Origin of the sequence: Streptomyces sp. NPDC059456 (assembly GCF_042750055.1) — a bacterium.
In the GTDB taxonomy this organism is placed as follows: Bacteria; Actinomycetota; Actinomycetes; order Streptomycetales; family Streptomycetaceae; genus Streptomyces.
Genome location: NZ_JBHYVA010000187.1, coordinates 1 through 12886 on the forward strand (window position 1 = coordinate 1; position 12886 = coordinate 12886).

The 12886-nt window shown below is 72.3% G+C and carries 8 protein-coding genes; 3 read left to right on the forward strand and 5 right to left on the reverse strand.

Annotated features, from left to right (window positions below; all coding sequences use genetic code 11):
* Positions 1 to 302 precede the first annotated feature (302 nt).
* On the reverse strand, positions 303 to 2129 hold the full coding sequence (locus ACFXA3_RS18335; protein ID WP_385187930.1) for a phosphoenolpyruvate carboxykinase (GTP): 1827 nt from the start codon (positions 2127 to 2129) through the stop codon (positions 303 to 305).
* Positions 2130 to 2340: 211 nt separating this feature from the next.
* Here ACFXA3_RS18335 and ACFXA3_RS18340 point away from each other — a divergent pair, with 211 nt between their 5' ends.
* Positions 2341 to 3063 (forward strand): hemolysin III family protein, encoded by a 723-nt coding sequence (locus ACFXA3_RS18340; protein WP_385187932.1) that lies wholly within the window; start codon positions 2341 to 2343, stop codon positions 3061 to 3063.
* A gap of 24 nt (positions 3064 to 3087) precedes the next feature.
* Positions 3088 to 3672: a hypothetical protein gene (locus tag ACFXA3_RS18345; protein ID WP_385187933.1), complete on the forward strand. Its 585-nt coding sequence runs from the start codon at positions 3088 to 3090 to the stop codon at positions 3670 to 3672.
* On the opposite strand, the gene ACFXA3_RS18350 is transcribed toward ACFXA3_RS18345, so the two are convergent.
* The 4 genes from ACFXA3_RS18350 to ACFXA3_RS18365 all read right to left on the reverse strand — a co-directional run bounded on the left by ACFXA3_RS18350 (position 3657) and on the right by ACFXA3_RS18365 (position 11465).
* Entirely contained in the window at positions 3657 to 6080 is a 2424-nt protein-coding gene (locus tag ACFXA3_RS18350; protein WP_385187934.1) for a galactose oxidase-like domain-containing protein, read from the reverse strand. The two genes, ACFXA3_RS18345 and ACFXA3_RS18350, sit on opposite strands and share 16 nt — an antisense overlap.
* Positions 6081 to 6108: 28 nt before the next feature.
* Entirely contained in the window at positions 6109 to 7830 is a 1722-nt protein-coding gene (locus ACFXA3_RS18355) for an ArnT family glycosyltransferase (RefSeq protein ID WP_385187936.1), read from the reverse strand.
* Entirely contained in the window at positions 7827 to 9164 is a 1338-nt protein-coding gene (locus ACFXA3_RS18360; RefSeq protein WP_385187938.1) for a glycosyltransferase, read from the reverse strand. The genes ACFXA3_RS18355 and ACFXA3_RS18360 overlap by 4 nt, the downstream gene beginning before the upstream one ends.
* A gap of 237 nt (positions 9165 to 9401) precedes the next feature.
* Positions 9402 to 11465: a thioredoxin domain-containing protein gene (locus ACFXA3_RS18365; RefSeq protein ID WP_385187939.1), complete on the reverse strand. Its 2064-nt coding sequence runs from the start codon at positions 11463 to 11465 to the stop codon at positions 9402 to 9404.
* A gap of 223 nt (positions 11466 to 11688) precedes the next feature.
* Here ACFXA3_RS18365 and ACFXA3_RS18370 point away from each other — a divergent pair.
* Positions 11689 to 12886: AAA family ATPase (locus ACFXA3_RS18370; RefSeq protein WP_385187941.1), on the forward strand; the 1198-nt coding region annotated here is incomplete at its 3' end.

The following is a 12886-nucleotide window of genomic DNA, read 5'->3' on the forward strand; positions in this document are numbered from 1 at the left end:
GGGGGGGGAGTCGCCGGACCCCCACCTGGCGCGGCTGGTGGCGCTGCTGCTGGCGGCGGCGCACCGCCGCCGGGCGCACCTCCCGCCCTGGGCTGCCCCCCGTCAGCAGACGCACACGGCCTATCTCGAGGAGCGCGGACGCTCCTGAGACGGACGACGGCCGGGACAGTGGCCGGTCGGTCCGCGGTGGCCGTGTGCTGCGATGGGAAAACCTTGGTCGGGGATTCCCACAGCGGCGGGAGCACCTTGGTCGGGGACTCCCACGTTCACGTGCCCTGCGGTGTCCGCAGGGCGGGCACCGGTCAGCCCAGGCGCTCGACGAGCGCGTGGTACTGGTCCCACAGCTCCTTGGGAGTGTGGTCGCCGTAGGTGTTCAGGTGCTCGGGGACCAGGGCGGCCTCCTCGCGCCAGACCTCCTTGTCGACGGTCAGGAGGAAGTCCAGGTCCGTCTCGGGCAGGTCCAGGCCCTCCAGGTCGAGGGAGTCCTTCGTCGGCAGGATGCCGATGGGGGTCTCGACGCCCTCGGCCGTGCCGTCGAGGCGCTCGACGATCCACTTCAGGACGCGGCTGTTCTCGCCGAAGCCGGGCCACACGAACTTGCCCGCGTCGTTCTTGCGGAACCAGTTCACGTAGTAGATCTTCGGGAGCTTCGCGGCGTCCGCGGACGCGCCGACCTTGATCCAGTGGGCCATGTAGTCGCCCATGTTGTAGCCGCAGAACGGCAGCATGGCGAACGGGTCGCGGCGCAGCTCGCCGACCTTGCCCTCGGCGGCGGCGGTCTTCTCGGAGGCGATGTTCGAACCGATGAAGACGCCGTGGTTCCAGTCGAAGGACTCGGTGACCAGCGGGACCGCGGAGGCGCGGCGGCCGCCGAAGAGGATCGCGGAGATCGGGACGCCCTTGGGGTCCTCCCACTCGGGGGCGATCGTCGGGCACTGGGAGGCCGGGACGGCGAAGCGCGCGTTGGGGTGGGCCGCCGGGGTCCCGGACTCCGGGGTCCAGGCGTTGCCCTTCCAGTCGATGAGGTGCGCGGGCGCCTCCTCGGTCATGCCCTCCCACCACACGTCGCCGCCGTCGGGCGTGAGCGCCACGTTGGTGAAGACGGTGTTCGCGTACATCGTCTTCATGGCGTTGGCGTTGGTGTGCTCGCCGGTGCCGGGGGCGACGCCGAAGAAGCCGGCCTCGGGGTTGATCGCGTACAGACGACCGTCCTCGCCGAAGCGCATCCAGGCGATGTCGTCGCCGATCGTCTCGACCGTCCAGCCGGGGATCGTGGGCTCCAGCATGGCCAGGTTCGTCTTGCCGCAGGCGCTCGGGAACGCGGCGGCGACGTACTTCGCCTCACCCTGCGGCGGGGTGAGCTTGAGGATCAGCATGTGCTCGGCGAGCCAGCCCTCGTCGCGGGCCATGACGGACGCGATGCGCAGTGCGTAGCACTTCTTGCCGAGCAGGGCGTTGCCGCCGTAGCCCGAGCCGTAGGACCAGATCTCGCGGGTCTCCGGGAAGTGCGAGATGTACTTGGTGGTGTTGCACGGCCACGGCACGTCGGCCTCGCCCTCGGCGAGCGGAGCGCCGAGGGTGTGGACGGCCTTGACGAAGAACCCGTCGGAGCCGAGCTCGTCGAGGACGGGCTTGCCCATGCGGGTCATGGTGCGCATGGCGACGGCGACGTAGGCGGAGTCGGTGATCTCGACGCCGATCGCGGAGAGCTCGGAGCCGAGGGGACCCATGCAGAAGGGGACGACGTACATCGTCCGGCCCTTCATGGAGCCGCGGAAGATGCCCTTCTCTCCCGCGAAGAGGTCCTTCATCTCCGCCGGGGCCTTCCAGTGGTTGGTCGGGCCCGCGTCCTCCTCCTTCTCGGAGCAGATGAAGGTCCGGTCCTCGACGCGCGCGACGTCGGACGGGTCGGAGGCGGCGTAGTACGAGTTGGGGCGCTTGCCCTCGTCCAGCTTCTTGAACGTGCCCTTGGCGACGAGCTCCTCGCACAGGCGCTCGTACTCGGCCTCGGAGCCGTCACACCAGACGACCCGGTCGGGCTCGGTGATCGCTGCGATCTCGTCCACCCAGGAGATCAGTTCCTGGTGGGTCGTCGGGATGGAAGTGGGAGCCGCGTTGTCGCGCGCCACGATTGCTCCTTGTTGAGGGGTGTGTTTGGTGTTTGCCCCGTGGGGGCTGCGACCCGGACGCTTCGCGCTCCGCTCATCCGGTGCCGACCGCACTCATCTGATCATCCGGTGGATGTGCGCATATGTCCAGGGGGCCTCTCACGTGAGCATCGCCACTCCCGTCAATCTTCCGTAAAGCGCACTAACGGAAACCTACGGACCCGTAGGTAGCATGGCGGTCATGACTTCTGACGCCGCCGCCGTGCCGGTCGACGCCGTGCCGGTCGCAACCGAGGCACCCGAGGCACTTGTCGAGGCACCGGAAGCCAAGCCGCTGATGCGCGGCTGGCTGCACACGGGGATGTTCCCCGCCGTGATCGTCGCGGGCCTGGCGCTGCTGGCCTTCACCGAGTCGACCCGGGCCCGGGTCGCGTGCGGCGTGTACATCCTCACGGCCTGCCTGCTGTTCGGCGTCAGCGCGGTGTACCACCGCGGCACCTGGGGCCCCCGGGGCGAGGCGATCCTGCGGCGTCTCGACCACGCCAACATCTTTCTGATCATCGCGGGGACCTATACCCCGCTGACCGTGCTCCTGCTCCCGCCCTCCACCGGACGGACGCTGCTGTGGGCGGTGTGGATCGCGGCCGCGGCCGGCATCGCCTTCCGCGTCTTCTGGGTGGGCGCCCCGCGCTGGCTGTACACGCCCTGCTACATAGCGATGGGCTGGGCGGCGGTCTTCTTCCTGCCCGACTTCATGCGCACCGGCGGTATCGCGGTCCTGGTCCTGGTGATCGTCGGCGGACTCCTCTACAGCGCGGGCGGCGTCATCTACGGCATCAAGCGCCCGAACCCCTCCCCCCGCTTCTTCGGCTTCCACGAGGTCTTCCACTCCCTGACCCTGGCCGCGTTCGTCGCCCACTACGTCGGCATCTCCCTGGCCGCCTACCAGCACTGAGCCGGCCCGTGCGAAGCTGACCGGATGGGGTGGACCTTCAAGCTGCACGCGGCGGTTGCCGGCGGGCTGAGCGCACTCATGGTCGCGGTCGCGGCGGTGACGGCACTGCCGGGGATCACGGCGGTGCCGGGCGCACACGGGCTGGCCCTCGTGGGGATCGCCTGCGTGTTCCCGCTCTTCCTCGCCGGCCAGGTGCGCCTGCTGCGGGCCCGGTGCACCAAGGCCACCGCATGGCTCGCGCTGCTGTGCCTGCCCGTCGCGGTACGGGCCGCGCTGGTCGTCCTGGTCGGCGGGGGGTTCGCGCTGTCCTTCCTCTCCATCGCCTTCTCGGCGGACCTGCAGGAACCCGAGGTCCGGGACGGCCACTACTACGCGTTCGACACGAGCCGGGGCGTCCGCACGACCGTCGAGGTGTCCCGCGGCCGGTACGAGAGCGCCCTGGCCGCCGAGCAACTCGTGATGCTGGCCGGCCCGGCGGCCTTCCTCGCCGTCGCCGCGGGTGCGGCCCTCGTCGCGGGCGAACTGGGGCGGAGCCCCGTCGCGGTCGGCGGCGGGGCTCCTCGGCGTGCGGGGGGCGGGGGCGAGACACCTCCCTACGTGCAGGCGTAGCCGTCGCCGTCGGGGTCCAGGCGCAGGGGGTCGCTGCCGTTGACCTTCATGCGCTTCGGGTACCGGTGGGAGGCCAGCCAGTCGCAGCGGGCCCCGGTCGTCGCCTGCACCTCCGCCGGGAACGTCGTCGGGACGCACTCGTTGACCGTGCCGTAGTGCCGGTCGCAGCCGGCCACGGTCGGGGCGACGGGCACCGAGTCCCGCTTCCCGGGGTTCTGCCCGGGGGCCGCCCGCGGTGCGTCCGCGAAGTCGTGGACGTGCGGGGACGGGGCCTCCTGCGCGGCCGCGAGCGCCGACGGGCCGCCCAGGTGCACCCAGGTCGCCAGGGACGGGACGCCGTCCGCGTCGACGCCGAAGAGCATGTACCAGCCGGGCGGTGCCAGGTTGGGGTTGCTGGTGACGTTGAGGTCGACGGTCGTGTCGTTGACCACCGACATCGGCAGGTCCACGAACCGCTGGTTCGGGTCCGAGGAATGCGTGACCGCCGCCGGGCGGATCAGCTCCGCCTTGGCGATCGGCCGGTCGACGGTGATGCGCTGCGTGTCCCCGTACAGCCACTGGGTGTCGATCACCGAGGTGAGTTTCGGGCGGGCGCCCTTGAAGAGGTACGGAGGGGTGTAGACCGACACGTTGTCGTTGTAGGTGCCGTTGCCCGGGTTGTCGCCGACCGCCATGACCCGCCCGTCGGGCAGCAGGAACGCCGCCGAGTGGTAGGTCCGCGGGATCGGGTCGGCCGGCAGCCCGGCCTTGTACGTGTTGGTCGCCGGGTCGAAGAACGAGGCCTCGTACACCGGGTCGGCCCGGTCGTGCAGTCCGCCGCCGGTCTCCAGCACCTTGCCGTCCGGCAGCAGTACGGCCGACACGTACATCTTGCCCTCGGCCCCGGTCTGCGCCCGCCTGACTCCACCCACGTCGACCAGGCCCTGCGGCAGGTCCGGGCCCGCGGTGTACGCGGGGCTCGCCGCCTTCAGGTCGATCAGTTCGGTGAGCCGGTTCGCCGCCGGGTTGGACTCGTTGTTGCCGCCGCCGACGGTCAGGACCCGCTGGTCCTGCGCGGGCGGCAGCAGCACGCTCGCCGACTCGTCGCGCTCGTCCTTCCTGCGCAGTCCGGGCACGTCCGTGATCGTGTTCGCGTTGTAGTCGTAGATCGACGCGCCGCTGCCCCGGGTGCCGTTGCCGAAGGTGTGGCTGCCGGAGTAGAAGAGCCGTCCGTCCTGCATCAGGATCATCGACGGGTACAGGCCCCAGTAGGACCAGGTCTGGTTGACCTCGTTCATCGGCAGCCACTTGTTCTGCGCCGCCGAGAACCGCTCCGCCGTGACGTTGCCCGTGGAGTCCTCCTTCAGCCCGCCGAAGGTGATCACGTCGCCGTTGCCGAGGACCGTCGCCGACGGGTACCAGTGCCCGCCGTTGAGGTCGTTGGTCTTCGTGTACGCCTCGGTCGCCGGGTCGAAGACGTAGGAGTCCTTCAGCCCCTGGTAGCCGGTCTTGCCGTCGGCGGACGGGTACCCCTTGTTGCCGCTCATCACGAGCACCCGGCCGTCCGACAGCTGCACGTGCCCCGAGCAGAACATGTCCACCGGCGTCGGGATCGTCTTGAAGGACCCGTTCGCCGGGTCGTACACGGCCGAGGTGAACGTGCCCGCGTTGAACCGGGAGATGTCGTTGCCCGAGCCCGCGATCAGCAGCACCTTGCCGTTCTTCAGGACGACGGCGTGCATCGAACGCACCGGGTTCTTGGCCGGGATCACCTCCCACCTGCCCTTGGCGCACTGTTCCGCCGTGCCCGTGCACCCCGGCTGCGGCGGGACCGCGCCGACCTCCTCCAGCGCGTAGTCGTCCGAGGTGAGCGTGCCCACCCCGTAGACCGAGAGCCCCCAGGTGATCTTGTCTGTGCCGGGCGGGACGGCGGGCGTACGGACCTGCGTACGCGCCCATCCGGCGCTGACCGGCGGGTTCTGCAGGTCGGTCCAGTACTGCCAGCCGGCGGTGGTGTCGTGGCGGAACACGGTCACCGACACGTCCGGGGTGTTCGACTTGTACCAGGCCGACAGGTCGTACTGCCTGCCCGGGACGACCGTCGGGGCGCAGGTGGTGTTCTCGGTGACGAGGGCCTTGCGGTCGCCGCTGAGACGGCGGGTGAGCGAGACCTTCATGGCCTTGGCGCCGCCGTGCGCGTCGGCGACGGTGGCGAACGTGAAGTCGTTGTCGCCCCAGCCGGACTTCTCCCAGCAGGACGGCATGTCGTCGCCGGGTGCGCCCGCGGTCTCGAACCCGGCATTGGTGAGCAGATTGGGCGGTCCGGCCGTGGCCTGCTGCGGTGCGGTGAACAGCAGGCCCGCGGTCATCGCCCCGACGGCGGCCACGGCGGCGCGCCGCCCGGCCCTCCGCCGGAAGTTCGCTGGCATGGACGGGTTCCCTTCTGTGCGGTGCGGCTCAACTCCTGGTGGATCGGCTCCCGCTCCGCCGGCCCGCGGAGTCGGTCCGGCGGATCTCGATGCGGTCCTCGCCGGATCCGAAGACGGCCACCACGGCCGAATGCTCCAGCGCGGCCTTCACGTTGGGCAGGTCCACCGCGTCCCGGCGGACGGTGGGCGAGGAGACCACGTAGTCGATGTCCCGCCAGCCGCCCGGCAGCGTCCCGGTGACGGCGGGGTCCAGGTCGGCCTTGTAGAACCAGATCGCGCCGGGGCCCGGCTCGAAGCCGCGGTGGACGGCGTCCAGCCAGAGCGCGTCGTCGACCAGGACCCTGGTGCGGGCCGGGTCGGGGACCTCGCGGCCCAGCCAGGCGGCGGCCTGCCGGTACGGGGCGTTCGCGTCGGCCGTGAGCGCGGTGCGGTCGCCGTCGTACCAGCGCGGCAGGACGTACACCGCGGCGGCCGCGGCGAGTACGCCGACCAGCACCCGGCGCCCGTGGGTGAGGGCCCGGCGCTCCCCCGGTGCCCGGCGGCGGCGCAGCACGGCGTGCGTGACGCTCGCCGCGCCCCCGGCGAGGACCAGTGCGAGGAACGGCAGCGCCTGGATCACGTACATCGCGGGCAGGTAGCCGGAGGGCCGCATTGCGACGGCGGCGAGGAGGACGGCGGCGAGCGCCGGGCCGGCGAGCGCGCGGGCGGTGACCGACCACCTGGGGGTGGCGAGCAGCAGGAGGGCGCCGGCCAGCCCGCCGAGCGGCAGGACGGTGTCGTAGTACAGCCAGGACCGCAGCACGCCGTTCGAACCGGAGCCGGGGCTGAGGATGAAGCCCGAGCCCGGCCGGCTCATCTGGTAGGTGATGCCGTCGATCAGGGAGACGTGTCCGGCGCCGGGCAGCAGCTCGTTGTTGAGCAGCGCGTACAGCGGGTACGAGAGCCCGATGAGCGCGCAGGCGGTGACCGCGCCGGTGACGGCGAACTTGCGGGTGTCCCGGTGGCTGTGGCGCCACATGGTCACCAGCAGCGCCGGGAGCACCACCAGCATCGTCTCCTTGGTCAGGACGGCGGTGGCGGCCGCGAGTCCCGAACCGAAGTGGTGCCACAGGTGGCGGCTGGGGGACGCGGCCAGGCAGAAGGCCAGCAGCATCCACATCACGGCGAGGTTGTCGAGGAAGATCTCCCGCTGGAGCACGACGGAGAGCGGGGAGAGCCCGAAGAGGGCCATCGCGAGCCCGGACGCCCAGCGCGGCAGCCACAGCCGGCGGGCGAGGACGTAGATCAGCACGGAGCTGACGGCGGAGACGGCGACCATCGACCAGCGCATCGGCGCGACGGTCATCCAGTCGGGCACGAGGAGGGAGGGCAGGTAGGTCAGCCCGGCTATCTGTATCCAGCCCAGCGGCGGATGGTCGTACCAGTACGTGTAGTGCGCGAGGCCTTCGCCCTGCTGGACGGCCCACGCCTGGGCGAGGTAGGTGCCCTCGTCGTCGCTCAGGGTCGGGAACCGCGTGATGTTCCAGCCCTGGACGAGGACGACCGCGAGCAGGACGGCCCCGCACAGCAGCAGATCGGCGCGGGAGGAGCGCAAGCGCAGCAGGGGGTGGGCCGGTGCGGGCGGCCGCACCCCGAGGCCGCCGCGGGCGCCGCGGTCGCCCGCACCGCGCTGGGCGGGGACGCGGACGGCGGCGGTGGTCGTCGCGGCGCCGGGCCGGGGATCAGTGGCCGTGGGCAGGGTGGCGGTCACCGGTGGGCGTCCTCTCGGCTCGCGGTGGAGGCGCCGGCGGCGGACGCGCCGGCGGTGGCGCCGGCGGTGGCGCCGATCGGAGCGAGGTGGGCGCCGGTGTGGCTGGTCAGCTCCCACTCGTTGCGGCCGCGCTGCTCGCGCCAGACCGCGCGGATCGCCGCGCCGGCGAGCATCACCTGGTAGAACGGGCCGCCGACGACGAGCTTGAGGTAGTGCACGAAGCGGACGCGCAGTCCGTACTGGCGGCCGAAGTCGTGCAGGCCGACGATCTCGAAGACGAACGTCACCATCGCCGTGATCATCGGCAGGAAGGTGACGATCGCGATCCCGACCGGCACGTCGAGCAGGACCGCGACGGCGAAGTTGAGCGGGATGATCACCCCGGAGGCCGCCTGCATGAACGGCGTCATCAGCGTGTGGCGGGCCAGCCAGCGCTGGCCGCGGCCGGGCAGCTGCCGCCAGTCCTTCTTGCGGTAGACCTGGAGGAAGCCCTGGTTCCAGCGGGTGCGCTGTTTGAGCAGGCTCATCAGCGAGCCGGGCGTCTCCTCGCGGGTGACCATGTCGCAGTCGTAGGCGACGACCACCTTCTTGCCGGCCGAGGACAGGCGTACGCCCAGGTCGCAGTCCTCGGCCAGGCAGTTCTGGTCCCAGCCGCCGGCCTCGCGGAGCACGTCGGTGCGGACGAAGACGGTGTTCCCGCCGAGCGGGATGAACCCCTTCTCGGCGTGCAGGTGCAGCCGGGAGCGGAACCAGAAGAAGTACTCCAGGCAGTTGCGCAGGCTGTACCAGCTGGAGTGGAAGTTGATGAGCTGGACCCCGCCCTGGACGACGTCGGCCGCGGTGGAGCGGAAGGCGTGGTCGACGTGCGCGAGCAGCTCGGGGTGGACCTGGTCCTCGGCGTCGAAGACCCCGACGATGTCGCCCCGGCAGTGCGGGAGGGCGGTGTTGAGGGCCTTCGGCTTGTTCTTGGTCTCGTTGTGGTCGACCACGACCCGTACGCGCTCGGGCGCCCGTGCGGCGGCGGTCTCGGCGACGGCGGCGGTCTCCGGGTCGTCGTGCCCGACGATCACGATGATCTCGTAGTCGCCGTGGCCGGATTCGAGCAGCCGCTCGATCGTGTGCCGCAGGACCGCCTGCTCGTGCCGGGCGGGCAGCAGGAGCGAGAAGGCCAGCCGTCCCTCGCCGTCGGGACGGTCGAACCGGGTGGAGGCGAGCGTCTCGGGCGTGCGCCACGCGTGCATCTGCCACCACAGCGTGAACGCGGCCATCCAGAACAGCGCGAGCGAGATCAGAACGATGACGACAGAGGTGAGCAAAACGTCCCCCACAGACATGCCGCGACACCCGACGGCGCACGGCAGACCCCCCAGGGGTCGAGGCGGGCCCCCGGGCCCGCCCGCCCCCGCTTCCCCCTCGGGCGCACCCCCCGGTACGCCGGCTCCGCGGGCTCCCCAGCTGATCCCGCGGACACGAGACTAGGCAGCGAAAATGAAACTCAGGAGCCGCGCGGATAAAAACCGGGTTTCCGAACTCCCTTACAGGTAACCGGAGTTGACGGCACTCCGATCAATTCAGGGATGAACCGCACCCAATTGGTGCGCAAGTTCGACCGGATCTGTCGTAGGCCGCGCGCAGACGAAACGCCGACACACATACGCCGTCGGAAGGTCGCGTACGAGTGTGCGCTCGGCCAGCAGGGGGAACTCGCCCCCGCTGCCGTCGGCCGCCTGCGGCAGGCCGACCGCCACGACCGCCCCGGGAGCCGTCCCCAGCAACGCCGTCCTGTGCAGCGCGGCCAGCGCCGGATCCTCCGGATGACCCACCACGGCCACCTCGCGCGGACCGTCCACCAGCGCCTCGGCCACCGCGAGCCCGTGCCCGATGAAGCGCGGGACGCGCGGACCCAGCGCGTGCACCACCCCCAGCGCCCGCTCGGCCGCACTGCGGTGCGCCTGCGAACCGGTGTGGGCGGCGTACGAGAGCAGCGCCCCGGCCGCGGCCGTCCAGCCGGACGGGGCCGCGGTGTCCGTCGGGTCCTGGGGCCGGCGGATCAGCCGCTCGGCATCGTGCGCGGTGTCGTAGAGCGAGCCGTCCTCGGCGGTGAACCGGTCCAGGACCAGGTCGACGAGGAACCCGGCGAACTCCAGCCAGACCCCCTCGCCGGTGACGGACGCCAGCGCGAGGAAGCCCTCGGCCACGTCGCCGTAGTCCTCCAGCACCCCGGCGTTCGCGCCGACCCGCCCGTCCTTGCTCGTCCTGGCCAGCCGGGCCCGCCCGGCGGCCGCGTCGAAGTGGACGCGGACCAGCAGGTCGGCGGCCTCGGTGGCCCGCTCGACCAGGTCCGGCCGGTCGAAGTACGCCCCGCATTCGGCCAGCGCCGCGATCGCCAGACCGTTCCACGCGGCGACGACCTTGTCGTCCCGGCCGGGCGCGGGCCGCTCGGCGCGCGCCGCGAGCAGCCGCTCTCGGATCCCGGCGATCACGGCGGCGTCCACGACGGGCCCGTCCTGCGGCAGCCGGAGCACCGAGGCGCCGTGCTCGAAGGTGCCCTCGTCCGTCACCCCGAAGTACGCGGCGGCCAGCGCCCCGTCCGCCTCGCCGAGCACCTCGGCCAGCTGCGCGGGCGTCCAGGCGTAGAAGACCCCCTCGGTGTGCTTGCCGGTCAGCGGGTCCTCGCTGTCCGCGTCGAGCGCGGAGGCGAAGCCGCCCTCGGCGGTGCGCAGCTCGCGCACCATGAAGTCGGCGGTCTCCAGCGCGACGCGCCGCGCGAGGTCCGAACCGGTGGCCCGCCACAGGTGCGCGTACACCCGGCACAGCAGCGCGTTGTCGTACAGCATCTTCTCGAAGTGGGGCACCACCCACTCCCGGTCCACGGAGTACCGGGCGAACCCGCCGCCGAGCTGGTCGTAGATCCCGCCGCGGGCCATGGCCTCGCAGGTGTCGGCGGCCATCTGCAGGGCGCCCTCGGCACCGGTGCGGGCGTGGTGGCGCAGCAGGAACTCCAGCGCCATGGACGGCGGGAACTTCGGCGCCCCGCCGAAGCCGCCGCGGGCGGCGTCGTAGTCGCGGGTCAGCCCGAGCAGCGCCTGCGCGAGCTCCTCGGGGCCGGGCGCGCCGGCCTTCCCGTAGTCGAGCTGCCGCCCGGTGAGGTCCCGTACGATCCGCTGCGCGACCTCGGCCACCTCGTCGGGCCGCCCCACCCAGGCGGTCCGCACCCCTTCGAGGACCTGCACGAAGGAGGGCGTCCCGTGCCGGGGCTCGGGCGGGAAGTAGGTCCCGAAGTAGAAGGGCTCGGCGTCGGGGGTGAGGAAGACGGTCATGGGCCATCCCCCCTGCCCGGTGGCGGCCTGCACGGCTTCCATGTAAACGGCGTCGACATCGGGCCGCTCCTCGCGGTCCACCTTGATGTTGACGAAGTGCTCGTTCATGTAGGCGGCGGTGAGCTCGTCCTCGAAGCTCTCGTGCGCCATGACGTGGCACCAGTGACAGGAGCTGTAGCCCACGCTGAGCAGGACCGGCACGCCCCTCTCCCTCGCCTCCGCGAACGCCTCGGGCGACCAGGGCCACCAGTCGACGGGGTTGTCTGCGTGCTGGAGCAGATAGGGCGAGGTCTCGTTCGCGAGGCGGTTCGGCATGGGGCCATCCTCGCGCACCGGGTGGGGCGGCGCCGGGAACGGGAGGCGGCGTGCCCGTGCGTGGGTCGCCGCGCGGTGCCGGCCGGGCCGGGCGTACATATATGCGCGGTTGCGGTCGAACATGGCCCAACTCCCTCTGATCTAGCTCAGATTCCCTCGCGCTCGCGGCAGTCACGGCGGACACTTGGCGAACGTTGCCGGAGCTCTCTTGAGGGGGATGCCGATGCGGGACAGCCATCGCGGTGAGGCCGAGCGACTGTTGGAGCGGGCCGTGGACGAGGAGGCCCGGCGGGCTGCCGGGGCGGGGCAACCGGTCGACAAGGCGGCACTGCTGGCGCGCGGCCTGGAGGCGCTGGACGCGCTCGCGGCGAGCGCCGCCGAGGAGTACGAGGCGTACGTGCGGGCCCTGGACGAGACGACGGCCGGGGACGAGTCCCTCGGCGAGGCCTTCCGGCGCGGGAACAGCTCCACGGCGCTGCTCGTGACGGCGGTCGCGGCGGCCGCCGCCTTCGGGGCCGACCTGTCGTTCGGCGTCCCGGCGGGTACGGCGCTGGCCGCCGGGGCCGTCACCGGGGTCGCCGGGGCGGCGGCCACGGTCGCCAAGGTGACCGCCGCGCACCTGCCGGCCGCGAACCGGCGGGCCGGGGTGCGCGGCCGTCCCGGCGGGCCGGAGCAGCTGAGGCTGCAGTGGCTGACGGCGCTGGAGGTGCGCGGGGTCCGTCCCTTCCTGGAACAGCAGCGGGCGGTGGCCGCCGCGGCGCGGGCGCCCCGGCAGACCTCCCGGACGGCCGTCCCGCAGCTGCGCGGGACCGACCGCAGCGCGGAGGCCCGGCGGCGCAGCGTGCTGGAGCAGTCCTTCGGGCAACTCCCGCAGCCCGAGGCCGCCTTCACGGGACGGCGGGCGGAGCTGACCCGGATCGCGCAGTGGGTGCAGGCGGCCCGGGCCAGTACGGAGACCCGCCCGGTGGTCGTGGTGCTGCACGGCGAGCCGGGCGTGGGCCGCACGGCCCTGGCGCTGCGGGCGGCGGACGCGCTGCGCGACCAGTTCCGCGGGGCCTGCGTGGTGGACCTGCGGGGCGGCTCGCTCAGCGGGGAGGCTCCGCTGCCGATCCGGGAGGCGCTGCTGCACCTGCTGAACCGGCTGGGCGCCCCGCGCGAGCAGCTGCTGTTCCGCGAGGGGTCCTCGGCGGAGCAGCAGGTCAGGCGCCTCGGGGAGCTGTACCACCAGCACCTCCGGGGGCTGCCGGTGACGGTGCTGCTGGACGACGCGGTGGATGCGGAGCAGGTCCGGGTGCTGGTGCCGGAGCGCTCGGAGAGCCTGGTGCTGGTGACGGCGCGGGAGCCGCTGGAGCTGCCGGACCTGGCGGCCTGGGTGCACCAGCTGCCGGTGGAGCGGCTGGCGCGGGCGGAGGGCGCGGAGC